Source organism: Hymenobacter frigidus, from assembly GCF_014640435.1.
Classification (GTDB): domain Bacteria; phylum Bacteroidota; class Bacteroidia; order Cytophagales; family Hymenobacteraceae; genus Hymenobacter; species Hymenobacter frigidus.
On record NZ_BMGY01000004.1, the window covers coordinates 21,862 to 45,598 of the forward strand.

The following is a 23,737-nucleotide window of genomic DNA, read 5'->3' on the forward strand; positions in this document are numbered from 1 at the left end:
CAAGCAGCGGCTGTTAAGTGCCCACGCATAAGTAACCGGATAAAGAAGAACGTCATTCCGAGCTTGCCGAGGAATCTCGCTCGCGCCAGTGGGCGGCGCGTATGACTCCGGCGAGATTCCTCGGCAAGCTCGGAATGACGTTCTTTTTGATTGACTACGGTTACTTATGCGCGACTGCTTAGTGCGTCACCGCTACTTTTTGCTGGTACACTCCGGCCGCGCCGGGGATGCGCAGCATGTACACGCCGGCAGCTACCGTGCTCAGGTCGAGGTTGGCCTGGGGCTGGTGGGCAGGCAGAGTCCAGCGGCGCACCGGCCGGCCGGTGAGGTCGAGCAGCGTGGCCTGGAGCGGCGATGCTGCTGCCGGTAGGACCACGGTCAGGCGCTGGCTGGTGGGGTTGGGGTACACTTCCAGCGGCAGGGCCGCGGCGGCGGCGCGGGTGGCCAGGCCCACGTTGGGGTTGGTGAGGCGGGCCAGGCCGAGGCGCACCTGCCCGGCCACGGTGCGGAAGCTGCCAAACACGATAATTTTGCTATCGGCAGGTTGCAGCACGATGTTGCTCGCCACGTCGTCGCCGATAAAAATGGCCAGTGGGATACTCACCGTCGCAAACGCATTGTCCAGGCTGCCATCGGTGTTCAGGCGCACCAGGGCGTTGCTACCCCGGCCGCTGCCTGCGAAAGCCAGGATGCGGCCATCAGGCTGCACCAAGCGGAAAGCATAGTTGGCGGACAGGCCGTTGAAGGTGTTGTCAATGGCACCGTTCACGCCCAGCCGCACGGCACCAAACGGCGTAGCCTGCCCGTTGAAGGTGGTTAATGTGCTCAGGAGTGGGTTGCTGCTGAGCAGCAGCTTGCCGTCGGGCTGCATAAGCATCGTGTAGAAGTCGTTCGGCCCAGCGCCCGTGCCCACGGAAAAGGTGTTATCCGGCGTGCCATCAGCGTTCAGCCGGGCCAGCAAGAAGCCGGGCTGGGACCCTGGGCCACTTTCCGAGTAACGAATGACGATTTTGCCGGTGGGCTGCACCAAGGCGTTGATGACAACGCGGGGCCCCATGCCGGCAGGCGGGTTAAACTGCGTATCGATGGTCCCATTGGCATTGAGCCGGGCAATGCCATTGCGGGCCACGCTGCCGTATGCCGCGAAATTGCCGTAAACCAGAACTCGCCCATCGGGTTGCACGGTCAAGTTCTGAAAAGGAGCGGCGCCCGGAGAGGTGCCCGGGACGGTCGCGGGCGCGCCAAACGTCAGGCTCGTAAAGGAATTGTCAACGAGCCCTGAAGGCAGTATGCGCTGTATAGAGAACTGTTGCCCTCCTGATACGGCAGTCGAAATCAGCGAATAAAACGTGCCATCGGGCTGAGCGCCGTACACCGAGCCAGCCGTGGTGGTGTAGGAAGGGTCCAGGCTGCCGTTGGCGTTGAGGCGGCGCACGGTGCTACTCAAGCCAGGAGCCGCACCGCCGTTAAACTCCGTGAAGCTGCCGCTGACCAGCAACTGCCCGTTGGACAACGGCGCGGCAAAGCCGATAAAGCCCCGTTCTTCGGCCGTGAAAGCGAACGCGGGGTCGTTGGCACCGGCGGCGGTGAGCCGTACCAGCCCGGTTTTCGGGTTGCCGTCATACTGCGAAAAATCCCCTGCGACCAGCACTTGGCCGGCAGCGGTTTGCGCCAGCGAAGCCACCAGTTTGGCGGTTCCCGTGCCCGTGCCGGTGGCAAAGCCGGCATCAAGCGCCCCGGTGCTAAGCACCCGGGCCACGCCGTTGCGCACTTGCCCGCTGTACTGGGTGAACTGGCCCCCGACGACCACGCTGCCGTTGGCCTGCACCAGCAGGCTCAGCACCTGTTGGTTGGCCCCGGTGGCCGTGGTGAAAGTCGGGTCCAGCCCGCCCGTGGCCAGCAAGCGGGCCAAGCGCACAGCTGGCTGCCCATCGAAGGTGGCAAAGGCACCGCCAATCAGAATTTTACCATCGGTTTGCTGGCCCAGGGCGCGCACCGCCAGGTCGGGCCCGGTACCCGGGGCGAAGCTGCCATCCAGGCTGCCGGTGGGGTTCAGGCGCACCAGGTTGGCAGCGGATTGGCCATTAAACGCGCTGAACAGCCCGCCAACCAGAATCTTGCCGTCGTCCTGCACCAACACGCTCCATACGATGACCAGGCCGGTTGCGGTGGCTCCAGACCCCACGTTGAAGGTCGCGTCCGCCGTGCCATTGGAGTTGAGGCGCGTGATGCCAGGGTTGGCGATGCCACCCAAGCTCGCCACGCTACCCACCAGGATTTTACCGTCGGATTGCAGGGCCAGGCTCGTAATCTGCCGGGCAGAGGTGATGCCCACCGGCACAAAGGAGGGGTCGAGGGTGCCGTTGGCGTTTAGCCGGGCCACGTTCATCACGGGGGTGCCGTTATAGGCTGCAAAGCCGCCGCCAATCAGGATTTTGCCATCGGACTGCAACGCCAAGGCGGCAATAAAACCGTTGGCGCCCGCGCCGGTGGTAAAGTTGGCGTCGGTGGTGCCGTCGGCGTTCAGGCGCTGGATTTTGCCGGCCAGCGTGCCGTTCGCAAAATCGAAGGAGCCGGCGGCCAGTACCTTACCATCGGGCTGCACCACTACCACGCGGGGCGTGTTCTGCCGGGAAACGGGCGAAACGGTTTTGAGGACGGTGGCCTGAAAGGTAGGGTCCAGGGTCTGGGCCTGAAGATGGGCGAATCCACCAAATAAAAGCAGAATAAGTGCCGTGAAGAAAAGGGTAAAAGTGTGTTTCATGAACGAATGAGAATGAAAGTGAGAAAATGGTGAACCAGCTATTCGGCTGAAAGAGTGAACATATGGTAAATGTAGTCCGCAATCTTTACTGCCGTCATGACCAGGCCACCGGGTGCGAACCGAGTCAGATGTGCTGAATGCAAAGCACTTGACTGCTGCGTTACTGTAGTTGCAGCGCCCGGCGCAAAACCCCATTCGTTCCAATGGCTCGGATGGTATACCAGCCGGGCGCCAGGCCAAACAGGTTGGCATCTGCCTGGCGTCCGCTCACGAACTGATGCCGCACCACCCGGCCCATCGCGTCAATAAGTTGAATTTCCGTCAGCCCAAAGGCGGCCGGTACCTCCAGCCGCAACGGTCCGGCGGTGGGGTTGGGGTACACCTTGAAGTCGGCCGTCGACTTCCCGGCCCCCTGCGTGGGCAGCAGCGTGGTGTAGCTGAGCATAGCGGCATCGGCCGAGGCCTGCAGCTGCGCCAGCGTGGGCGCGGCCAGCACGGCAAATGCTACGGTCACGGAGTCGCCGGGGGCTAGCCTGGCTACTTGGGTGCCCACCACCTGCACCACATCGGCGCCGTTGGGTAGGCCGGCGCTGCGGTTGGCTCGTCTGGTTCCGCTGCTTAATGTCAGGAATTTTTCGGCCACGGAGAAACCGTCGGCCAGGCGAATGGGGCTGCCAGCGGGCGCGCCGCTATTGATGGAGTACACCGTTGGGGTACCGCCGCGCAGCAGCCGCACACCGGCGTAGCGGGCGGGGAAGGAACCGGTAGCCGGCACGTTCAGCGCGTAGCAGTAGCCCAAGGCGCGGGTGCTGTCCCAGTTGGCGGCGTTACGGCCGGCCCCGTCGGGGGTGGGCAAGTCCCAGTCAGCGAAGATGCCGGCGTAAAGTGGCTTGAGGGTATCGGCAGTGAGGTTTTTGAGGGAGTATTCCAGCACCACGAAATCGCGACGGGCGGGCGTGGCCCAGGCGTAGGCCCGCTGGCGCACGGCCACACCCACGCTCCGGATGCGGCTGCCCGCCACCGGAATCGTGTCCTGGAAGGCAATGCGGGCTTCCTGGTCGGCGCGGGGGCCGGGCTGCTGGCGGGTGGCCTGGCGCAGGCTGAAAAACGACTGCCGCGACCGTCCGCCACTGCTGCGCAGGCGGTCAGATACGCGGGTGGGGCTGGTGGCCAGCAGCAGGCCGCCCTCGCTCAGAATATTGTCGTTGGTGCGGTAGCTCAGGCCCGCGCCCACGGTGCCGGCCAGGTTGTCGTAGGCCAGATTACCGCGGCTGGTGAGGCTTATGGTCAGGTCGTTGGCGCCGAGCACTACGTAGTCGGGATTCAGCGCCAGGTCCACGTACTGGTCGTACTGAAAGCCGCCGCTGGCCGTGAGGCGGTAGCGCAGCGTGGCCGTGGCATTGAGGGGAATGCCGCCGGTAGCTACCACTAGCCGGAAGGGCGCGGCGGCGTTATTAGTCTGGCCCAGCGTGGGCAGGTTCCCCGCCGCAAAGCTGCCCTGCCGCACCGTGACGTAGGGCGAGAGCGAGGTGAGCGTAACCGTGAGGCCGGCCACCGGCTGCAAGAGGTTTTGCACGGCCACGGCCAGCCGCAGGGTATCGCCGGGGGCGTAGGCGACGCGGGCCGGGGCGAAAGTGCTGGTGGTCACGCGGGCTTCCTGGCGGGTTTGGGTGAGGGCGCGCAGCACGTTGAGCCGGCCCGTACCCAGGCGGCCGGCCCAAACGGCATTGGCGGGCAGGCCGTCGATATTATCGGCGGTTTGGCGCAGCTGGGCGCCTATTTGGGCCGCGGTGAACTGCGGAAACTGCCAGCGCAGCAGCGCCGCCGCCGCCGCCACCAGCGGCGCGGCAAACGAGGTGCCGCCCACGGCCACGTAGTCGGCATCGGCCGCGCCGCTGCTGGTGGGGCCGTGGTAGCCGTAAGTGGTGAGGATGCTCAGGCCCGGAGCCACCATATCCACGCGGTGGCTGAAGGTGGCGGAGGGGCTTTTCTGGTCGGTGCTGCTCACGCCCGATACCGACAGCACGTGGTCGTAGGAAGCGGGGTAGAAGAGCAGGTCGGCGTTGGTGTTGCCGGCGGCGGCCACCAGCACGGCGTTGCGGTTCACGGCGGCGTAGGTCATGGCGTCCTGCTCGAAGCGTGAGTAGCCGCCCGGTCCGCCCCAGCTCATGTTGATGACCTGGCAGCCGTGGTCGGCGGCATACACCACGGCCTCGAAGCCGGCAAAGCTGCCGGTGGGCGTGTTGGGGTAAATGTTGAGGGGCAGAAAGCGGCACTTGTTGCCCAGGCCGGCAATGCCGAGGCCGTTGTCGGCGCGGGCGGCGGCCACGCCCGCTACCAATGAGCCGTGCACGATGTTGATATCGTAGCCGGCATTGTTGTCGTTGTTGGCCAGGTCCCAGCCCGTGAAGTTGTCCACGTACCCGTCGCCGTCGTCGTCGCGGCCGTTCACGGGGTCGGCATAGTTGTGCTTAACCTGTTGACGCAAATCCTGGTGGGTGAGGCGCACCCCGCCATCGGTGATGCCGATAACGATGGAGCTGTCGCCGCGCGTTACGTCCCAGGCCCGGTAGGCCTTAATCTGCTTGAGGTAATACTGGCTGGCCGTGAGGCTGGTCAGGGTGGAGTCGGCCAAGGGGTCGTTGGGCTGGTACTGGGGCTGGCGGATGTAAAGCGGCTCCACGTACTCCACTGCGTCGGTGGCCAGCAGCACGGCGCGGGCCCGGTCCAGGGTTAGCGCCGCGGGCATGGTAAGCTGATAGATGCCGCGCAGGTCCACGCTGCCCGGTCTTTCGGCGCTCGGAGCCTGCGCGTGCGGGAATTTCTGGCGCGGGCTGCCCACCTCCAGCGTGCGCAGGGCCGCTTCGAGCGCGGCGGGCTGCTGGCCGGGGCGCAGCTTGAACACCAGTTGGCCGGGGATGCTAGGCGGCGCGGGAGCAGCCAGGGCCGTACCCGTAATCCCTGCAAACAGTACAAAATAGAGTAAGCGTAACACGTTTCTCATCAGGCAGTAGGATAAATATTAATCAAGTAAATAACTAATGTTACGTAGTGTGTTGCTTGCGCACGTAACGCCACTAAGTAAAGATACCCGTTTACGTAATTGCTGGCCAAACCGGACTGCCGGTCGTGGCAAAAACCACGCCCAAGCAGCCGGGCCAGTCGGCCAGCGAGCCCCAAAGGCCAAGCCAACGGCTTGTGGTAACTCACCCAGGACTTACGCGCGCTTCGTTTTTTCAGCCCCAGCGGGGCGACCCTGATTATCGTGCCGCTGCTTCTGCCGCTGCTGTCGTTGCGCCCGCTCGGCCGCCGTCAAGCGCCCTTCCATAAAATAAGTTTAGCACTTTAAGCGGACTTTTTTCGCAACCTACTTCGGGACGAGCATAAAAAACGTCCGCAACGACGAGACGCATAATGGTGCGTTTCTACCGCGTACACTAACCGGAGAATTACTCTAAGGGCCATGGTTCACAGCAGCTCCCGCACGTCGTGGCGTAGGGTTTCGATGCCGCGCTGGATTTGGGACCACACGCTGGGCGCGGGGCCGGTGGCGGGCGCGGGGGCCTGGGCCAGCTGCTCGGCTAGCTGGGCGCGCTTGGCTTCGAGGGCCGTGGCGTGGGCCTCGTAGGTGTTGGGTGAGCCGGCCACCGTGGCGTGGGAGCGGTTGTGCAGGGTCTTGATTTTGGCGTCGAGCTCATCGAGGGCCTGTCGTAACAGGGTTTCGGAGAGTTGCGGCGTGCGCGAAGAATCGGAGGAGTACGTGGACATGGTGGTGGAGAAAAGCAGCAGAAAAGTGTAGGCTATTGTACTGCGGTTGGCTCGGAAAGGATTCCAGCAATGTTGCGCCGCCAATCGCCGCCATATTACCAACATAAGCGCAACAGAACCATAATACTCGGCAAACCTGCGCCTTTGGGTAGGCTGGTAGCTTTGTTATCAGCAACTTCACCCGGATTAGTCTATGCTCCGTTATTTACTATCTGCTGGTCTGTTGGCCGTAGCTGCCGGTCCGGTTTGGGCCCAGACGGCCTCCATCGCTGCTTTGCCCGTGGCCGATGGCGGCGGTCGGGTCGCTCCGCTGCTGCTGCCATCGGCCGCGCCCGTCGCAGTGCCCACTATTTACTTCACTGCCGATGAGATGCCCACCTTCCCGGGCGGCGATGCCGCCCTGCTCAAATTTTTGAGCAGCCGGCTCAACTACCCCGCCGCCGCCCTCGATAAGCGCCTCTCGGGCAAGGTATTCATCACCTTTACCGTAGACCCCGAAGGCCACCTGCGCGACCCTCGCGTGGTACGCGGCCTCGGCTCCGGCCTCGACGAAGAGGCCCTGCGCCTCGTGCGCCTCATGCCTTGGTGGACGCCCGGCAAAATCCAAGGCCAGCCCGTGTGGGTCTCCCTAACCATGCCCATCGCATTTCGGGCGCTGTAACGCTACGCTCAAGGAAGGTTGAGCCTTAAGGATTGAATGTTGAGCGGGGAGCAAGGACCACTGGTTCGAAAGTTCTTGTTCCTCACTCAACCCTCAGCCCTCAATCCTCAGCTCTCAAAACTCTTCGGCAACCCTAGCTCCCGGGCCAGCGGCGCGGCGCCGGACTGCCAGAGCGCGGCCAGCACGGTGTTGGCCGTTTCGGCCAGCTCCAGATGGTAGTCTTCGTGCAGGCGGGCGGTTTGTTTCAGGGCCTCGTGGGTGCGCTTGGTGAGGTGCTGGAGCAGCGGCTGGGTGGGGCCGTGCAGCCGGGCCGTGACTTCGGCCTGGTGCCGGAATACGTTGGCCAGCAAGCGCCAGCTCAGCTCAATTTCGCCAAAGGCATCGCCGGTGATGCGGGCGTGGTAAGCCAGCCGCGCCTGCAGCTGCCGCAGAATCACGAGCAGGTCGTTGGGCGTTTGGTGGAAGCCGCGCACCGGGTCGTCGACTTGGGCGCGCAGGCTGGTGCGCCGATTTTCGAGCGCTGCCGGGCCTTCCAGTAGCCGGAAAGCCAGCTGTTCGGTCAGCACCGTGTCCTGGGCCACGAGGCGGGCCAAAAGCTGGTCCTTCTCCTTTTCGGGTAGTTGAAACAGGGCTTTGCGGAGTTCGGGCGGGAGAGCAGGCATGAGGGAGCCGAAGGTAGGGACTGCGTCCGACTGGCTCCAAAGCCAAATGGTCAAATGTCAAATGTTGAATTGTCAATGACTTGATGACGCTCCGCTTTCCGGCCGCCGCTATTCAGTGGCGGGCACTACCAGCACGGGCAGGGTACTGTGCAGCAGCACCTGAGCCGTTACGCTGCGGTGAAACAGCTTACCCAGGAAGCTGCGGGGGCGGGCAATAACCATCACCATATCGAAATCGGCGGCTTTTGCCGTTTTCAAAATGCCTTCGGCGGGGTGGTCGCTGGCCACGGCGCGGACCTGCGCGGCTGGCAGGCCCACCGTGAGGCCCGTTTGCTGCACGGTGACCAGCGCCGCCGCGGCTTCGGCCTCCGCATTGGGACCGGCGGGGGCTACGTAGAGCACCGTCAATTCGGCCCCGAGGGCCGTGAACAGCTGCCGGACGGTACCCGCGTGCTCACCCAGACTGAAGGCTTCGCCATCGACGGCCAGCAGTACGCGCCGGGGCAGGGTGCCCCGCACCACCGTGTGCGGCACCACCAGCATGGGGTAGGGGGAGGTGCGCAGGATGTCGAGCGAAGTGGTTTGGACCAGCTCATCGGGCACCGACGACTCGTCGGGCCGGCCCAGCACGATGAGGGCCGGATGGTGGCGGCTCACGGCATCGGCCACGGCAAACGAAACCTGGCCGTGGCCTATTTCAGCCACCACGGGCACGGGAAAGTCCTGCGCCACGTGGTTCAGAGCCAGATTGATGGCCTGCTGGCTCAGGTTGGAAAGACGGCCGGTGAACATCTCCGGGTCGAGCACCGAATCGCGGCGCACGTGCAGCAGCACCAGCCGGGCCCTGAGCGGCAGGGCCAGGTTGGTGGCGTAGTCGAGGGCGCGGTTGGCCGCTTGAAAGAAATCGGTGAGAATGAGCAGGGAAACGGCCATGGGCACGCGAAAAGAAAAGGGGGTGAAAACGCTGGCAAAACACGGAACCGCCGGCCAGTAGGAACATGCTAAAAGTAAGCCCAGCGCATGATTTTGGTCATGTGTCGGGCCTGGTTGGGACCGTAATCTTGTAATATCCTTTGGTGACGTTGCGCACTGACGTGCGCCAGCAACACACGGCGTAATATCAGTTCTTTATTTGGCCTGTTTTTAGGGCCGCCCACTGCATAATCCATTGTATGCAAGTAACCGTTTTTAGTGCCCATCAGTACGAACACCCGTTTCTGCTGGAGGCCGCGCAAGGCCGCCACGAGCTTCACCTGCAGCTCCCGGCCCTGAGCCTGGCCACCGCCAACCTGGCCCAGGGCAGCCAGGCCGTGGCCATTTTTGCCAACGACGATGCCTCTGCACCCGTGCTGGAGGCCCTGCACGCGCTGGGTATCCGCTACGTGGCCGTGCGCGCCGCCGGCCACGACCAGGTGGACCTTGCCGCCGCCCAACGCCTGGGCTTACAAGTGGCTAACGTGCCCGAATACTCGCCCCACGCCATTGCCGAGCACGCCGTGGCCCTCATGCTGGCCCTCAACCGCCAGCTGCTGCGCAGCCAGCCCCTGCTGCACCGCGCCGACTTTCGCCTCGATGAGCTGGTGGGCTTCAACCTGCACGGCAAAACCGTGGGCCTGGTAGGTTGCGGGCGCATTGGCGCGGTGCTGGCGCGCATTCTGCACGGCTTCGGCTGCAAGCTGCTGGGTCAGGATATCCAGCCCAACCCCGAGCTGACTGAGCGCTACGGCATGCGTTACCTTTCTTTGGCCGCGCTCTGCGCCGAGGCCGACATTATCAGCCTGCACGCGCCCCTCACGCCCGCCACGCACTACATGCTGGGGCCCGATATGCTGGCCCGCTGCAAGCCCGGAGCCATGATTATCAACACTGGTCGGGGCGGACTGCTCGATACCCGCGCCGCACTGGCCGCTTTGCAAGCCGGCCAGCTGGGCTACCTCGGCCTCGATGTGTACGAGTACGAAAAGGGCCTTTATTTCGAAGACCATTCGCAGCAGCCGGCCACCGATTCGCTCCTGACCGAGCTGCTGGCCCAGCCCAACGTGCTGATTACTGCCCACCAGGCTTTTCTCACTCGCGAAGCCCTAGCCAGTATTGCCGCCACCACCATCGCCAGCCTCGACGCCTGGGCCCAAAGTAAGCCCGCCGAGCACGAGCTAACGGCCAGCCCTAGCCCTGTGTCCGCATAAACAAACCGTTTGGGCGGGCTTCATTTTTCTGTTTTCACTGATGCAGCCCTCCGTTCGCGTTTTCTGTTCCTGCCTGGGGCTGGCGCTGGCTGTGCCGTGGTGCGGCTCGCTGTCGCAGTCGGTGGAGAACGGCTCCGCGTTGGCCCCCCCGGTCATTGCCACGCGGGTTTCAGTTCCGGCCCCGGTGCGGGCTGAGCCGGTTGCACCCTGGATTCAGGCCTTGCTCGATACCACGGCGGCCGGCGGTGTGCGGGCTGCTAATGTCCGATTGGGCCTGCTGGCGGCGGCCGAGGTTCGGCAGTTTTTTGGGGCCGGTTACGTCCCGGCCTGGACGCCGCTCACCGACAGCCTCAACTCCGATGCCACGGCGGCTCTGGCCCGCCTGGCCCGCGCCACCGAATACGGCCTGCGCCCCGCCGACTACCACCAAAGCCGCCTGCGTGCCCTGCGCGATTCGCTGGCGCACCCGCCTGACCCGGGGGCACCAGCCGTGCGCGCCCGCCAGCAGGCCGCCCTCGAAGTGTACCTCAGCGATGCCCTGCTGCGCCTGATGCGCGACCTGAGCCGGGGCCGCCTGCATTCGTACACGCCCACCGCCCGCGAAAAAGTAGCCGGCTCGGCTGGTCAGCCAGCGGCCGTGCTACGCGCCGCCCTGGCCGCGCACCGCGTGCCTGAGGCCATCAATGAGGCCCAACCTACGAACCGCGAGTACCGCCAGCTGCAGCGGGCGCTGGTGCGTTGGCTGGCCAGCCCACCGACCCCGACTCGGCGGCCCTGCAGCAGGCGCGCTACCAGCAAGTGGCCCTCAACCTGGAGCGCTGGCGCTGGAATCCAATAGCCGACCCGGAATACCTGCTGATAAACCTGCCCGCCTACGAGCTGCAAGTGGTGACGGGGGATTCGGTGCGCCGCCGCCACCGCGTGATTGTGGGCAAGCCCGAAACGCCCACGCCCACGCTCAGCAGCCAAATCAGCCACTTCACGCTGGCCCCCGACTGGCATGTGCCCAACTCCATCGCCACCAAGGAAGTGCTGCCCCGCCTGCGGAAAAACCCCGGCTACCTGGCCCGCAACAACATGACCCTTTACAACCGTCGGGGTCAGGTCCTGAACCCGTACCGCATCGACTGGGCGCGGGTGTCGCCGGTCAATTTCCCCTATACTTTTCGGCAGTCGGCGTGCTGCGATAATGCGCTGGGCAACATCGTGTTTCGGTTTAAAAATCCGTATTCTGTGTACTTGCACGACACACCCGCGCGCCAGCTTTTTGAGCGCCCCGCCCGCGCCCTGAGTCACGGCTGCATCCGAATGGCCGAGCCCATGCAGCTGGCCGCCTACCTGTTGCGCCGGGCGGGCCAGCCCGTGCGCCTGCCCAGCGAGGAGGCCTGCGTTCGCCAGCCCACCCCGCGTGATGTGCAGCTGCGGCGCGCCATGCCCATCAACGTGCGCTACGCCACCTGCACGGCGCCGGGCGGCCAGCTGCGTTTTCTGCCCGACATCTACCGCTACGATGAGGTGGTGCGGCGGGGGTTGTTTGGGCCCATCATGCCCAGTGCGACGGCGTGGGGTGGAGCAGCGAAATGATAAAAATCATGCGTCAACGCAATTGTTATCAGCGTCCTGGCTGGGCTATTTATCGTTCTTTGGTGAAACTACGTTGCCCGCTCCGTACGCCCTTCATTTTGGCTTGCGGCAAAAAAGCCAGCTGCTTCAGCCGCTTTCGTCATGAACATTCTACTACTGCTGTTTTCGGTGCTGTTGGGTCTGGTCCTCGTTCGGTTGGGCTGGCACCTGGGTACCGGACGCTGGCCGGGCGCTACCTGAGTCATTGGCCTGATTCAGGTAGTCGTTCAAAAGCAAATGAGTTAGTAGTTATATGCTGTTAGTCAGTTGATTAAGGTAAGTGTAGGGCAGTTATTTGATTGACATACCGGAGCGCAAACGGGAAGGTTCGCGTTCCGCAACGACCATCGTTGAAACGGCGCGGGGACGCGAACTACCGCGTTCGCGCTCCGGCTCGTTGGCTGTACGGCAACTTGAGAACCGCGCCAACGGCCGACAACCAATGCCTGATAATCTAACTTCTTTCTCATGTCGCCTGCTGCCATTAATCCCTGCATTGTTGTACTGGCCAACCTATCGGCCGCGGCGGAACAGGCCGCGCGGTATGCCGCCGTGCTGGGTGCGCCGCAACAGGCCCGCTTAGAGTTGCTGCATCTCTACCACGACCCATTGCTGGACCCCGAGCTGGTGACCGTAACGGCCGCGCACACCTTCCGCACCCAAGCCGAAATGGCGGCCCTGTTGCGCGAACAAGCCCGGCAGCTGGGGGTGCCCGCCGAGGTAAAGGTGTCGGTGCAGCCCCTGGCCACGGCCGTGCAGGAAGCCGTGTGCCAGGGCCACCCGCAATTGCTGGTGATGGGCCTGAGCGCCGAGCGCACCCTGCTCGACCACCTCATGCACAACCAGGCGCTGCCCATGCTGCGCGCCACCCATCGCCCGCTGCTGCTGGTGCCCGAAGGTGCGCCCCCGCCGCGCCTGCCCCGCCGCATTGCCCTGGCCGTCGATGCCGAGCAGTTCCGCCTCAACGAGGCAGCTGAGGCTCTGGAAACGCTACTCGCCAGCTGGCAAGCGGCCTATACCGCCGTGCACGTGCTGGTGCCCGGCGAGCGCGAGGCCTACCCCGGGCAGCGCGCCCTGAACCACCTGCGGCTGAGCGGGCTGCTGCCGGCCACCCAGCCGCTGGAGCTGTACGAGGAAGCGCACGTGCGCCCCGCCGCCGGCGTGCTCCAGGCCATCATCGATACGCAGGCCGATATGCTGGTGCTTATTGCCCGGCCGCGCAGCTTCCTGGGGCGGCTTTTTCATGAGAGCGTCACGGCCGAGGTGCTGCGCCACAGCATGGTGCCGGTGCTGCTGCTGCCGGCCCGGAGCCCGGCCCAACCCGCTTGGATGCCCAGCATGACGTGAGGCTTCGGCTTGTTACTGATTTTTCATTGTCTATTGTTAATCATATGGTTACAAAATTATATCAATTAATAAGCGACAGCTTGTAGCTGCTGCCTGATAATCAACAACGGATAGTCACCCTCGCCATGAAACCTAACATTGTCGTTTTAACAGATTTCTCGCCGGCCTCTGAACGAGCGCGGGCCTACGCCGCCGTGCTGGCCGCGCCGCTCGGGGCCGAACTGCACCTTGTGCACGTATTTCTGCCCAGCCCCACGGCCACCGAATACGGCATGGTGCTGCCTTACGTAGATGAAGGCTACGTGCAGGAAACCCGCCGCTCGCTACAGCGCGTGGCCGATGCCATGCCCGTGCTCACTACCGTCGAACTCATCGAAACCAGCTGGTACGATGCCGTGGAACAGGCCGTGCACCAGCACCAGCCGCTCCTGCTGGTGGCCGGGCTCACGGCCACCCACGGCCAGCTCGACGAATGGCTGAGCAACCGGGCACTGCCGCTGGCCCATCGCACCGGCTTCCCGTTGCTGCTGGTGCCTGAACACCTGCCCGACGCCGCCCTGCACCTGCCCGAACGCCTGGCCTTGGCCGTGGAAGACCGGGCCTTTCGGCTGGCCCCGGCCGCTACCGCCGTGGCCCCGCTGCTCGATATTCTGGGGCTTGATATTGTGACAGTATCCGTGCTGCCGCCGGAAGACGAGCCGGCCGGCGGTTGGCACGGGCTGCGGGCGGCCCAGCGGTGCGGGCTGGCCGCGGCCATGCCGGCAAGCCGCCTGCACACGGTCATCGGCGACTTGCCGGCCTCGGGTATTCTGCAGGCCGCCACCGAGCTATCGGCCGATATGGTGGGCCTGCTCGACCTGGGCCACGGCTGGGTGCACAAGCTGTTCAACGGGAGTATTATCGACTACGTGCTGCGGCACGCCCAGGTGCCGGTGCTGCTGCTGTCGGCCGAAATAACTGCTCCGGAAGAATGACCTGAGCCGCGGCGTACCCCGCGCCGGGCGGCTTCCTGCTTTTAAGCCAAAAATCCCCTCAGCTATGCTACTTACTATAGTCGCCTTTGCTGGTTTCTACGAGTCGGCCAGGCACGCCGTGCACTACGCCGATATCCTGGCCGAAGCCCTGCACGGCCGGCTGGTGCTGCTGCACGTCAGCCGGGTTTCCCCCCACGATTCCTATGCGCTGGTGAGCGATGGCTACCACCGGTCCGAGCTGAGCCACGAAGCCAACACGGCCTCCGCGCTCTACCGGCAGGCCGAAGCGCTGCACACGCCCACCATTGTCGAAATAGCCACCGACCTGCTGCCCGCCGTGGCCCAGGATGTGGCACAGCGCCACCGGTCGGTCCTGTTTGTGCTGGGGCAGCCCGACCTCACGCATCCCGCGGCCGCCAGCGTGGCCATGTCGTGTGCCGAGCTGCTGCGCGCCGGCCACTTCCCACTGCTGGTGGTGCCCATGCGGGCGCTGGCTACCCGCGCCCCCCATCGCATGATGATTGCGGCCGACCGGGAGCCATTTACTCTGGCCCCGGCCGCGCAGCCGCTCTGCCAGCTGCTCGCGCAGGCGGGTTCCGATGTGGTGGTGGCCCACGTATCGAGCGGCGTAGAGGATGATGCTGGCTGCGGCGCAGCGCTCCGGGCCGTGCAGGCCAGCGGCCTGGTAGGCGAAATCACGCCCGAGCTGCGGGGCTACGATTACAGCGACTACTGCGAAGGCGTGCTCGCCGCCGTGCAAGACACCCAGCCCGACCTGGTGGTGCTGCTGGCCCGCAAGCGCAGTTTCCTGGGCGAGCTGTTTCATCGGAGCGTGACGGCGCGGGTGCTGGCGCGCTGCCCCGTGCCGGTGCTGGTGCTGCCCACCAGCGCCTCAGCCCCTCGGACCGCAGCCCGCGGCCGCAACACGGCCATCGCCTGAAAATGGGAGGATGAAAAGCTCTCCCTAGCCATTCGTCAGGCTGCCAGCCAATCCACGCCCTGGCGCAGCCACTGCTGGGTGGTGGCCTCGGCCGAGCCGGGCTCGGGCGTGAGGTTGTAGTGCCATTCGGCCTGGGGTGGCAGACTCATGAGGATGCTTTCGGTACGGCCGCCGGTTTCCAGGCCGAAGCGGGTGCCGCGGTCAAAGGCCAGGTTGAATTCGGCGTAGCGGCCGCGCCGTAGGCGTTGCCACTGGGTTTCGTGCTCGGTGTAGGGCAGGGCCGCGTTCTGGCGCATAATAGTGCCGTAGGCGCGGCCGTACACCTCGCCCACGTCCTGCACGAAGGCGAACAATTCCTCAAAGGAGCCGTCCCGGTCCACGGTCAGGCGGTCGAAGAAGATGCCGCCCACACCGCGCGTTTCCTGGCGGTGCGGCAGGTAGAAGTACTCGTCGGCCCATTGCTTGAACCGGGCGTAGTAGCTGGCATCGTTGCGCTGGCACACCTGCTCAATCTGCTCATGAAACCAGCGGGCCTGGGCCACATCCACGTAAATCGGCGTTAGGTCGAGGCCCCCGCCAAACCATGCTTCGCCGTTGCCGGCCTCAAAGTAGCGCACGTTCATGTGCGAGATGGGCACCCGCGGGCTGCGAGGGTGCTGCACCACGCTCACGCCGGTGGCAAAATAGCGAGCATCGGGCATGAGCAGCTGTTGCGCGGCTTGGGCGCTTATCTCGCCCCACACGGCCGAAAACGCTACCCCGCCCTTCTCCAATACGCGGCCCTGCTGAATGACGCGGGTGAGGCCGCCCCCGCCGCCGGGGTGCGCCCAGGCATCTTCGCTAAAACGGACGCCGCCGCCATCGGCCGTTTCCAGCTGGTAGCACAGCCAATCCTGAAACTGACGCATCCAGGCCTCGACGGCGGCTCGGGCGGGAACGACGGTTGGGGTGAGAGAGGGTGTCATGTTAATAGATAGGGGGTTGATAATCGGCTGCGGGGCTGCTACACCCAGCGGACGTTGGCATAGCCGGCCGGTGCTGTGGGCGTGGCCGGTGGGGCCGGGTGCCCGGCGCAACGCTCGCAGCAGGCCACCTGGGCGGTGCGCTCGGCGGGCAGCACCAGCACCGGAATTTGGGTGTGGTAGGCTTGCGTAGTGGCGTAGCAGGCATCGAAATACCGCAGCAGCTGCGCGTGGCTGGTGGGCGCGATAATGAGCAGCTGCGTTTGCAGGCGGGCGCAAAACTCGCTGGTGCCCTCCAGGGGCGCATCTTCTTCGAGCAGGTGCGGGGTAACGGGGGCCGCCCAGTTCAGATGCGCTACCGCCTTGCTGAGGCCCTGGCGGAGGCTCCGGCGCTGCGGCCGCTGGCTGGGCGCGTAGAACTCCACCAGCTCCAGCGGGGCCGGAAAAGCGCCCGCCAGCGCCGCCAGCTGGGGCAGCACCAACAGGCTCAAAGCCCCAAAATTGGCGCTGAACACCAAGCGGTTGGGCAGTGGCCGCCGGCCCGTGGGCACCACCAGCACCGGGCAGCGCACCAGCTCCGTGATGGCGGCGGCGTGGTTGCCGGGCGCTTCCTGCCGGTCGCAGTCGATGTGTTCCAGGGCCATCACCACGAGGTCGGCGGCACAGCGGGTGGCTTCGGCGCGCACGTGGTCGTGCAGGCAGCCGCTCAGCACCCGGTAGCGGTAGCGAATGCGGCGGCCGTCCTGCCGGGTGAGCTGCTGGTAGCGCAGGCGCTCTACCAGGCTGCGCAGGCGCTGCTCCTGGGTGGCGAGGGTTTCGGTTTCGGCGGTCGCATTGGCTGCGGTGGGGTGGCAGTAGAGCACCACAATTTCGGCGGGCCAGCGCACGGCCAGCTTGTTGGCGTAGGCCAGGGTGTGTTCGGCCGTGGCCGTGTGGTCGATGGGAACGAGCAGGGTTTTCATGGAGCGGCGGGTGAAGGAGCAGATAAAGTGGTTGGATGGGGCGTGGATGGCGGGAGTGCCGTTTTGAGACAGGCGGAACGAGGATTCCAAAAAGGAATCAATGGCAGTCGTGCACCGTGCGGGGCTGCTGGAGCGGGGTTTCGGCCACTGCCGGTTGCAGCTGCGGGCTCAGGTACGGAATGCCCAGCCCCAGCCCGCGCACGATGAACAGCAGGGCCAATACCGAGGCGGCGTAGGGCACGGCCCGGCGCATGCGCCCTCGCCACAGCAGCGGCACCAGTTGCCCGCTGAGCGACAAACCCAGCATCAACGGCAGCGTGCCGAGGCCGAACAGCGCCATGTAGGCCGCCGCGCCCGCCACGCCCGGCGCGCTCAGGGCCCCGGCCAGGGCCAGGTACACTAGGCCGCAGGGCAGCAGGCCGTTGAGCAGGCCGGTGGCGTACAAAGCCGGCAGCGTGGGCTGCTGAAACAGGCGGCCTAAAGTGGTTTTTACCCAAGCCAGGGGGCGGCTCAGGCCCAGCCAGCCGGCGATAGGAGTTGTGTGGCGCGCCGGCACGGCCACCAGCAGCAGTATCAGCACTCCGGAGGCGATGGACAAGCCCTGCTGCACGCCGGCCAGGCGCAGGCCCTGGCCCAGCAGGCCGGCCCCGGCTCCCAGCGCGGCGTAGGTGGTTACCCGGCCCAGGTTGTAAAGCACGCGCCCGCCCAGGTAGCGGAGCGGGGTAGAATCTGCCGCCGGGCCCGGCAGCGCCAGGGCAATGGCGCCGCACATGCCCACGCAGTGGAAACTGCCCAGCAACCCAAACAGAAAGCCAGCCCAGAGCATGATTTAGCGGATGATGAGTTCTTTTTCGACGAAATAGGCCTGGCTGCCGGCCGTGAAATCGAGCCGGACGCGCCAGTAGCCGGGCTGCATCTTGGTGGTGTTAATGAGTTGCCCAAGGCTGGCAGTGGGCCGTAGGGGCAGGGTGAAGTCGAGCTTTTGGTCGGAAGGGCGGAAGAAATGGAGCTGGCCCTGAATGGGCTGGCCGACCAGGGTGGCCGGCAGCTGCAGCGTGAGGCGGTGGGTGCCGGCATCGTGCTGCAGCTCCACGGGGGCGGGCAGGGCGGCGGTGCGGGCCACGTTTTCCATGCGCTTCTGGTAGGCCAGCTCCTGCTGGTAGTAGTCGGGGCTGACTAGGTCGACGGTGGTGCGCATGGCCTGCTGCACCATGTAGCCGATGTAGCCGGCGAAGAGCACAAACACGGCGATGATGGCGTAGGGCCAGAGGCTGCGCTTTTTGCTGGAAGGAGTGAGGGGAGTCATGGGAAGGTTATGTGCAGTTCCAAAACGGTCATGCTGAGCGGAGCGCAGCATGACGTTCTTTTTCGTTCAGATGCGTTACTGCGCCGGTCCGAGAAACTTGGTGCTGGTTTCCGCAATCAGCACGCGGCCGCTGAACAGGCCGATGCGGATTTTTTGATTGGTGTAGTGGAGAGCGGTGCGGGGCAGCTCGGCGAAAAACACGCCCTCGGTGATGCCCTGGGCGGGCAGGGTGAGGTGGTTGGTGCTCACGAGCGAAATGCGCCCCTGCGCCGGCTCCAGCATGCGCAGCGTGATGGGGTAGGGCTGGTTGGTCTTGTTGATGACTGAGATATTGTAGAGGTTGGTGATGGTGCCGCGCTCGGTTTTCTGGAAAAGCTGGCCCGGCGTGCGCAGCACCGTGGCCGCCACGTTGGAGCGCGACACCAGCAGGCCGGTGAGCACTATCAGCAGAAAGGCCAGCACGCCCGATAGCGCCTTCACGCGGCCGGTGAGCCGGAATTTGGTGCCCTCGGCAATGCCGTTCTCGGAGGCGTGGCGGATGAGGCCCTGGGGCTTCTTCACTAGGTCCATGATGGAGTTGCAGGCGTCGATGCAGGCCGTGCAGTTGGTGCACTCGAGCTGGGTGGCCCCGTTGCGGATGTCGATGCCCGTGGGGCACACCTGCACGCACTGGTGGCAGTCGATGCAGTCGCCGGTTGTGCGTACCTGGTTTTTGTGGAGCTTCTCGCGGGGTTCGCCGCGCTGGTAGTCATAGGCCACCACCAGGCTATCTTTATCGAGCAAAACGCCCTGCAACCGACCGTAGGGGCACACAATGGTGCACACCTGCTCCCGGAACCGCGCAAATACGGCGTAGAACACGGCTGTGAACAGCGTGAGAGCCGCCAGCCCGCCCAGGTGGGCAGTGGGCGGGTCGGTCACAATCTTCGTGAGCTCCTCGGTGCCGATGATGTAGGCCAGGAAGGTGTTGGCGATGACGAACGAAACGACCAGAAACAGCGCGTGCTTGGTGGTTTTGCGCCAGAGCTTGTCCCAGTCCGGCTCGCGCCGGTCGAGGGCTTTTTGCTGGGGCGCGTCGCCTTCCAGCCAGTACTCGATGCGGCGGAATACCATTTCCAGAAAAATGGTCTGGGGGCACACCCAGCCGCAGAATACCCGCCCGTACACCACCGTGAACACGATGATGAAGACCAAAAACGTGAGGGAGGCCAGCAGCAGGATGAAAAAATCTTGGGGCCAGAAAATCTGGCCGAAGATGATGAATTTGCGCGCCGGCAGGTTCAGCAGCAGCACGGGCAGCCCATTGATGCGCAGCCACGGCCCGGCAAACAATACGGCCAGGAAAGCGTAGCTGAGCCACTTGCGGGCACGATAGAGCCGGCCAACGGGCTTTTTGGGGTAGAGCCACACCCGCTGGCCCGCCGCGTCTACCGTCGAGAGCGAGTCGCGGTACGAGTCGTCGGGCTTGAATTGAGTGGTGGACATGGGGGATTGGGAAAGATGGGGACTTAGTTGGCCTGAATCAGCACGTCATGCTGAGCGCAGTCGAAGCATCTCTGCCGCTTCGTTGGGCCAATTAGAATAGTTGTGCAGTAGAGATGCTTCGACTGCGCTCAGCATGACCGTTCCTCTTAACTCTCGAACCCGTTCTACAGCTTCGCCATGGCCTTCCCGGCTATTTCCTTCTCGCCCTGCGGCGGCTTGGCGTTGGCGGGCTTGGTGCCCTTTAAGCTCAGCACGTAGGAGCTGACCTGCAGAATTTGCTTGCCTGAGAGCTTGCCTTTCCAGGCCACCATGCCCTTGCTGGTCACCCCGAACTTGATGGTTTTGTAGACGTGGTTCACCTCGCCGCCGTGCATCCAGTACTCGTCGGTGAGGTTGGGGCCGACTTTGCCTTCGCCACTTGCTCCGTGGCAGGGCGCGCAGTTGGTGGCGAAAATGCCTTTGCCGGTGCTCAGCTCGGCCGCCACCGTGAGGGGCTGGTAGGTGGTGAGCAGGTTGGGGTCGTCGGAAGTGGTAGCGACCAGCAGCGCGGCTTGCTGCATTTCGGCGGCATACTCGGCCCCTTGCAGCTGGCCACCGTTGCGCGACACGTGGTAGAAGCCCAGGTAGGCCACCGCAAACAGGATGGTGGCGTAAAAACCGTATTTCCACCACGGCGGCAGGTCGTTGTCGAACTCGTGAATGCCGTCGTAGTTGTGGTCGAGCAGCTCGTCGCGCACGTCGCCCCGCACCAGGCGGGCATCGCCCACCAGCAGGCCCAGCACCCGGCCGCTCCAGGTGTCGTGCACCCGGGGCAGGTCGTAGAGCTGGCGCAGCTGCGGCTTCATCTGCGTCACGATGATGATGCCGGTGAACAGCAGGGCCAGCAGCAGCAAGCCCAGCAAACCCAGCAGTACCCAGAACAGAATTTCCTGCTCGCTCATGACGGCGGCTTTGGCCGGGGCCGGAGTTTCCGCCGCTTGGGCGGCCGCGGCGTGGCCCGCAAGCAGGCCGGTGGCAATCAGCAGCAGCTGGCGTTGGGCTAACATATAACGTCGCTTTCGAGGTGATTTTTCAGGGTGGTTTCGTCGCTGCGCAGCGGCAGCTGGCTCATGGCGTGCTGGTGCTCGCGGCTGCTGAGCAGCACGTACACCAGCAGCCCAAGGAAGAAAATGCCGAAGATGCCCAGGGAGATAAGCGGATAGATTTCTATTCCGGCGATGGACTGCAAAACGTTCTTATCCATGGTTTTGGGTGGTTAATTTGGGGGTTGCCTGGTAAGCAGGCCGTCATGCTCATCTGGCGTCCGCGAAGTCGAAGCATCGCGTTCGCATCGTTGAATCAGCATTGATTACTACTGCACGCGAGATGCTTCGACTACGCGGACGTCAGATGAGCATGACGTTTTTTTCATGACGTTACTGAGCGGCGGTGGTAGCAGCGGCCGTCTGCTCGGGCTTCACCTTGATGTCGGTGCCCAGGCGCTGGAGGTAGGCGATAAGGGCCACGATTTCGCGGTCCGACTTCACTTCGATGTCCTCCTTTTTCAGCTCGGCCACGATGCCGCGGGCCTGGGCCTGGGCGTCGGCCACGGCCTGCTGGTCGAAGCCGGCGGGGTAGGGGGTGCCCAGCCGTTGCAGCACCCGTATTTTGGCGGGCAGCGTGCTGTAGTCAATCTCATTATCGAACAGCCACGGGTAGGGCGGCATGATGGAGCCGGGCGACATGCTGGTGGGGTCCATCATGTGGTTGTAGTGCCAGGAGTGCGGGTATTTCTGGCCCACGCGCTGCAAATCGGGGCCGGTGCGCTTGCTGCCCCACAGGAAGGGACGGTCGTACACGTACTCGCCGGCCTTGGAGTATTCGCCGTAGCGCTCGGTTTCGGAGCGGAAGGGGCGCACCATTTGGGTGTGGCAGTTCGAGCAGCCTTCCTTGATGTAGAGGTCGCGGCCTTGCAATTCGAGCGACGAATAGGGCTTCACAGCGGCAATGGTGGGCACGTTGGACTTCACCAAAAAGGTCGGAATCATTTCCACGGCCCCGCCGATGGCGATGGCCACCGTGGCTCCCACGGCCAACTGGAAGGGGCGGCGCTCCAGCCACCGGTGCCAGTGGCCGGCCTGCACGTGCGGGTCTTCGTTTTCGGGGCCGAGAGCCGGGGCCTGCGCCTTTTCATTCACCAGCAGCGTGCCGGCCTGGGCGGTTTTGTACAGGTTATACATCAGCAGGAACACCCCGCTCAGGTAGAGCACCCCGCCAATGCCGCGCAGGTAGTACATGGGCACCAACTGAATCACGGTTTCGAGGAAGTTGGGGTATTGGAGCATGCCTTCGGCGTTGAACTGCTTCCACATCAGGCCCTGCGTGAAGCCCGCCCAGTACATGGGAACGGCGTAGAACAGGATGCCCAGCGTGCCCAGCCAGAAGTGCGTGGTGGCTAGTTTCTTGGAGTAGAGCGGCGTTTTATACAAGCGCGGCCACAGCCAATACAGCATGCCGAAGGTGAGGAAGCCGTTCCAGCCCAGGGCCCCCACGTGCACGTGGGCCACAATCCAGTCGGTAAAGTGGGCAATGGCATTCACGTTTTTCAGGCTCAGCATGGGGCCTTCGAAAGTGGCCATGCCGTAGGCCGTGATGGCCACCACGAAGAACTTGAGCACCGGGTCTTCGCGCACTTTGTCCCAGGCCCCGCGCAGGGTGAGCAGGCCGTTTATCATGCCGCCCCAGCTCGGCGCAATCAGCATAATGCTGAAGGCTACGCCCAGGCTTTGGGCCCAGTCGGGCAGGGCGGTGTAAAGCAAATGGTGCGGCCCGGCCCAGATGTAAATGAAAATAAGCGACCAGAAGTGAATGATGCTCAGGCGGTAGGAGTACACGGGCCGCTCGGCCGCCTTGGGCATGAAGTAGTACATGAGCCCCAGATAGGGCGTGGTGAGGAAAAACGCTACCGCATTGTGCCCGTACCACCACTGCACCAGCGCGTCCTGCACGCCGGCGTAGGCCGAGTAGCTTTTCAGGAAGCTCACGGGCAGCGCCGCCGAGTTTACGATGTGCAGCACGGCCACCGTGATAAACGTGGCGATGTAGAACCAGATGCCCACGTACAGGTGCCGCTCGCGCCGCTTGGCAATGGTGCCGAACATGTTCCAGCCAAACACCACCCACACCACCGTAATGGCGATGTCGATGGGCCACTCCAGCTCGGCGTATTCCTTGCTGGTGGTGATGCCTAGGGGCAGCGTGGCCACGGCCGAAAGGATAATCAGCTGCCAGCCCCAAAAATGGATTTTGCTGAGGCGGTCCGAAAACATCCGGGCCTTGCACAGCCGCTGCAGGGAGTAGTACACACCCGTAAAAATGCCGTTGCCGACGAAGGCAAAAATCACGGCGTTGGTGTGCAGCGGACGGATGCGGCCGAAGGTAGTGTAGGCCGTGCCCATGTTCACCTCGGGCCGGGCCAGCTCAAAAGCGGCCAATACGCCCACCAGCATGCCAATAATGCCCCAGATGACGGTGGCAATTCCGAAGTCGCGGACAATCCGGTTGTCGTAGAAAAACGTGTCAATTGTTCCAACTGGTCGCTTCGGCACCAGGGGTGAGTACGGCGCAGAGACCAGCGATATGGGTTCGGCTTGCATAGCGGGAGAAGTGTATTATTTCCTTTCTCAAAGGTCCCGGCCGGCCGGGGCTCAAAAGCTGACAAAAGTCAGGTAAGCCGTGTGATTGATGTCAGGTAGCAGAACAGTCAGGCGGGCTCATCTGGCTCCACCTCGTCCTCGAACAGCATCCGCACGGCCGGCGTGTAGTCGTCCTCGTACTGTCCCGAGCGCACAGCCCAGAAAAACGCACCCAAAAAAGTGAGGGCCACGAGCAGGCTAATGCCGATGAGCAGGAAGATGATGGTCATGTCGTTGGATTTAGGAGCAGAAGGTTAGCAGAACATTAGCAGAACGCCATGCTGAGCTTGTCGAAGCATCTCGCCCACGCCATCTGTCATCCTGAGTGAAGCGAAGGACCTTTTCACGTCGGAACGACTCGTTCAGCGGTGATGAGATGTTTCCTTCGTTAGCATGACAAGCGGTGCGGGCGAGCTGCTTCGA

At 64.0% G+C, this 23,737-nt stretch carries 21 protein-coding genes; 7 read left to right on the forward strand and 14 right to left on the reverse strand.

Translation table 11 applies throughout. From position 1 onward, the window contains the following. Positions 1–178: 178 nt before the first annotated feature. The 3 genes from IEW17_RS02985 to IEW17_RS02995 form a co-directional block, all read right to left on the reverse strand. Positions 179–2,764, reverse strand: coding sequence for a T9SS type A sorting domain-containing protein (locus IEW17_RS02985; RefSeq protein ID WP_188560536.1), 2,586 nt, complete (start codon positions 2,762–2,764; stop codon positions 179–181). Positions 2,765–2,924: 160 nt separating this feature from the next. After that, positions 2,925–5,768 carry a S8 family peptidase gene (locus tag IEW17_RS02990; RefSeq protein ID WP_188560537.1) on the reverse strand — a complete coding sequence of 948 codons (2,844 nt, stop codon included), beginning with the start codon at positions 5,766–5,768 and terminating at the stop codon, positions 2,925–2,927. Between the two features lie 464 nt (positions 5,769–6,232). Then, on the reverse strand, positions 6,233–6,532 hold the full coding sequence (locus tag IEW17_RS02995; protein ID WP_188560538.1) for a hypothetical protein: 300 nt from the start codon (positions 6,530–6,532) through the stop codon (positions 6,233–6,235). Positions 6,533–6,725: 193 nt separating this feature from the next. On the opposite strand from IEW17_RS02995, the gene IEW17_RS03000 reads away from it, so the two are divergent. After that, positions 6,726–7,193: an energy transducer TonB gene (locus IEW17_RS03000; protein WP_188560539.1), complete on the forward strand. Its 468-nt coding sequence runs from the start codon at positions 6,726–6,728 to the stop codon at positions 7,191–7,193. Between the two features lie 107 nt (positions 7,194–7,300). Here the strand turns inward: IEW17_RS03000 and IEW17_RS03005 are convergent, their stop codons facing one another. After that, positions 7,301–7,855 carry a hypothetical protein gene (locus IEW17_RS03005; RefSeq protein WP_188560540.1) on the reverse strand — a complete coding sequence of 185 codons (555 nt, stop codon included), beginning with the start codon at positions 7,853–7,855 and terminating at the stop codon, positions 7,301–7,303. 108 nt (positions 7,856–7,963) lie between these two features. Further along, on the reverse strand, positions 7,964–8,788 hold the full coding sequence (locus tag IEW17_RS03010) for a universal stress protein (protein ID WP_188560541.1): 825 nt from the start codon (positions 8,786–8,788) through the stop codon (positions 7,964–7,966). 239 nt (positions 8,789–9,027) lie between these two features. On the opposite strand from IEW17_RS03010, the gene IEW17_RS03015 reads away from it, so the two are divergent. The 6 genes from IEW17_RS03015 (at position 9,028) to IEW17_RS03040 (ending at position 14,925) form a co-directional block, all read left to right on the forward strand. Beyond that, positions 9,028–10,041, forward strand: a complete 1,014-nt coding sequence (locus tag IEW17_RS03015; RefSeq protein WP_188560542.1) for a 2-hydroxyacid dehydrogenase — start codon at positions 9,028–9,030, stop codon at positions 10,039–10,041. Between the two features lie 40 nt (positions 10,042–10,081). Further along, positions 10,082–10,879 (forward strand): L,D-transpeptidase scaffold domain-containing protein, encoded by a 798-nt coding sequence (locus IEW17_RS03020; RefSeq protein ID WP_188560543.1) that lies wholly within the window; start codon positions 10,082–10,084, stop codon positions 10,877–10,879. Then, positions 10,780–11,625 (forward strand): L,D-transpeptidase family protein, encoded by an 846-nt coding sequence (locus tag IEW17_RS03025; RefSeq protein ID WP_188560544.1) that lies wholly within the window; start codon positions 10,780–10,782, stop codon positions 11,623–11,625. Before IEW17_RS03020 ends, IEW17_RS03025 begins: the two co-directional genes overlap by 100 nt. 507 nt (positions 11,626–12,132) lie before the next feature. After that, the gene (locus IEW17_RS03030; protein WP_188560545.1) at positions 12,133–13,011 is read left to right on the forward strand and encodes a universal stress protein; all 879 of its coding nucleotides are present in this window, start codon (positions 12,133–12,135) and stop codon (positions 13,009–13,011) included. Positions 13,012–13,136: 125 nt separating this feature from the next. After that, positions 13,137–13,985, forward strand: a complete 849-nt coding sequence (locus IEW17_RS03035; protein WP_188560546.1) for a universal stress protein — start codon at positions 13,137–13,139, stop codon at positions 13,983–13,985. Between the two features lie 64 nt (positions 13,986–14,049). Continuing rightward, on the forward strand, positions 14,050–14,925 hold the full coding sequence (locus IEW17_RS03040) for a universal stress protein (RefSeq protein ID WP_188560547.1): 876 nt from the start codon (positions 14,050–14,052) through the stop codon (positions 14,923–14,925). 35 nt (positions 14,926–14,960) lie between these two features. Here IEW17_RS03040 and hemF read toward each other — a convergent pair whose 3' ends face one another. From hemF to ccoS, 9 genes are all read right to left on the reverse strand, one after another. Continuing rightward, positions 14,961–15,890, reverse strand: coding sequence for an oxygen-dependent coproporphyrinogen oxidase (gene hemF / locus IEW17_RS03045; RefSeq protein ID WP_188560548.1), 930 nt, complete (start codon positions 15,888–15,890; stop codon positions 14,961–14,963). A gap of 38 nt (positions 15,891–15,928) precedes the next feature. Then, on the reverse strand, positions 15,929–16,939 hold the full coding sequence (locus IEW17_RS03050) for a universal stress protein (protein ID WP_188560549.1): 1,011 nt from the start codon (positions 16,937–16,939) through the stop codon (positions 15,929–15,931). Between the two features lie 7 nt (positions 16,940–16,946). Continuing rightward, positions 16,947–17,675 (reverse strand): sulfite exporter TauE/SafE family protein, encoded by a 729-nt coding sequence (locus IEW17_RS03055; protein ID WP_188560550.1) that lies wholly within the window; start codon positions 17,673–17,675, stop codon positions 16,947–16,949. 3 nt (positions 17,676–17,678) lie between these two features. Continuing rightward, entirely contained in the window at positions 17,679–18,155 is a 477-nt protein-coding gene (locus IEW17_RS03060; RefSeq protein ID WP_188560551.1) for a FixH family protein, read from the reverse strand. A 75-nt stretch (positions 18,156–18,230) separates the two neighbouring features. Next, a complete protein-coding gene (gene ccoG, locus IEW17_RS03065) occupies positions 18,231–19,640 on the reverse strand; it encodes a cytochrome c oxidase accessory protein CcoG (protein ID WP_188560552.1) in 1,410 nt (469 codons plus the stop codon). A 164-nt stretch (positions 19,641–19,804) separates the two neighbouring features. Beyond that, the gene (locus IEW17_RS03070) at positions 19,805–20,686 is read right to left on the reverse strand and encodes a cbb3-type cytochrome c oxidase N-terminal domain-containing protein (protein ID WP_188560553.1); all 882 of its coding nucleotides are present in this window, start codon (positions 20,684–20,686) and stop codon (positions 19,805–19,807) included. After that, the gene (locus tag IEW17_RS03075; RefSeq protein ID WP_188560554.1) at positions 20,680–20,883 is read right to left on the reverse strand and encodes a hypothetical protein; all 204 of its coding nucleotides are present in this window, start codon (positions 20,881–20,883) and stop codon (positions 20,680–20,682) included. The genes IEW17_RS03070 and IEW17_RS03075 overlap by 7 nt, the downstream gene beginning before the upstream one ends. Before the next feature lie 172 nt (positions 20,884–21,055). Further along, complete coding sequence (gene ccoN, locus IEW17_RS03080; RefSeq protein WP_188560555.1) at positions 21,056–23,275, reverse strand: cytochrome-c oxidase, cbb3-type subunit I; 2,220 nt, start codon at positions 23,273–23,275, stop codon at positions 21,056–21,058. Positions 23,276–23,382: 107 nt separating this feature from the next. Further along, positions 23,383–23,544, reverse strand: a complete 162-nt coding sequence (gene ccoS / locus IEW17_RS03085; RefSeq protein ID WP_188560556.1) for a cbb3-type cytochrome oxidase assembly protein CcoS — start codon at positions 23,542–23,544, stop codon at positions 23,383–23,385. Positions 23,545–23,737: the final 193 nt, after the last annotated feature.

Excerpts from the sequence above, each read along its gene's own strand:
- IEW17_RS02985 (WP_188560536.1), bottom strand. The coding sequence starts at position 2,764 with ATGAAACACACTTTTACCCTTTTCTTCACGGCACTTATTCTGCTTTTA.
- IEW17_RS02990 (WP_188560537.1), bottom strand. The coding sequence starts at position 5,768 with ATGAGAAACGTGTTACGCTTACTCTATTTTGTACTGTTTGCAGGGATT.
- IEW17_RS02995 (WP_188560538.1), bottom strand. The coding sequence starts at position 6,532 with ATGTCCACGTACTCCTCCGATTCTTCGCGCACGCCGCAACTCTCCGAA.
- IEW17_RS03000 (WP_188560539.1), top strand. The coding sequence starts at position 6,726 with ATGCTCCGTTATTTACTATCTGCTGGTCTGTTGGCCGTAGCTGCCGGT.
- IEW17_RS03005 (WP_188560540.1), bottom strand. The coding sequence starts at position 7,855 with ATGCCTGCTCTCCCGCCCGAACTCCGCAAAGCCCTGTTTCAACTACCC.
- IEW17_RS03010 (WP_188560541.1), bottom strand. The coding sequence starts at position 8,788 with ATGGCCGTTTCCCTGCTCATTCTCACCGATTTCTTTCAAGCGGCCAAC.
- IEW17_RS03015 (WP_188560542.1), top strand. The coding sequence starts at position 9,028 with ATGCAAGTAACCGTTTTTAGTGCCCATCAGTACGAACACCCGTTTCTG.
- IEW17_RS03020 (WP_188560543.1), top strand. The coding sequence starts at position 10,082 with ATGCAGCCCTCCGTTCGCGTTTTCTGTTCCTGCCTGGGGCTGGCGCTG.
- IEW17_RS03030 (WP_188560545.1), top strand. The coding sequence starts at position 12,133 with ATGTCGCCTGCTGCCATTAATCCCTGCATTGTTGTACTGGCCAACCTA.
- IEW17_RS03035 (WP_188560546.1), top strand. The coding sequence starts at position 13,137 with ATGAAACCTAACATTGTCGTTTTAACAGATTTCTCGCCGGCCTCTGAA.
- IEW17_RS03040 (WP_188560547.1), top strand. The coding sequence starts at position 14,050 with ATGCTACTTACTATAGTCGCCTTTGCTGGTTTCTACGAGTCGGCCAGG.
- hemF (WP_188560548.1), bottom strand. The coding sequence starts at position 15,890 with ATGACACCCTCTCTCACCCCAACCGTCGTTCCCGCCCGAGCCGCCGTC.
- IEW17_RS03055 (WP_188560550.1), bottom strand. The coding sequence starts at position 17,675 with ATGCTCTGGGCTGGCTTTCTGTTTGGGTTGCTGGGCAGTTTCCACTGC.
- IEW17_RS03060 (WP_188560551.1), bottom strand. The coding sequence starts at position 18,155 with ATGACTCCCCTCACTCCTTCCAGCAAAAAGCGCAGCCTCTGGCCCTAC.
- ccoG (WP_188560552.1), bottom strand. The coding sequence starts at position 19,640 with ATGTCCACCACTCAATTCAAGCCCGACGACTCGTACCGCGACTCGCTC.
- IEW17_RS03070 (WP_188560553.1), bottom strand. The coding sequence starts at position 20,686 with ATGTTAGCCCAACGCCAGCTGCTGCTGATTGCCACCGGCCTGCTTGCG.
- IEW17_RS03075 (WP_188560554.1), bottom strand. The coding sequence starts at position 20,883 with ATGGATAAGAACGTTTTGCAGTCCATCGCCGGAATAGAAATCTATCCG.
- ccoN (WP_188560555.1), bottom strand. The coding sequence starts at position 23,275 with ATGCAAGCCGAACCCATATCGCTGGTCTCTGCGCCGTACTCACCCCTG.
- ccoS (WP_188560556.1), bottom strand. The coding sequence starts at position 23,544 with ATGACCATCATCTTCCTGCTCATCGGCATTAGCCTGCTCGTGGCCCTC.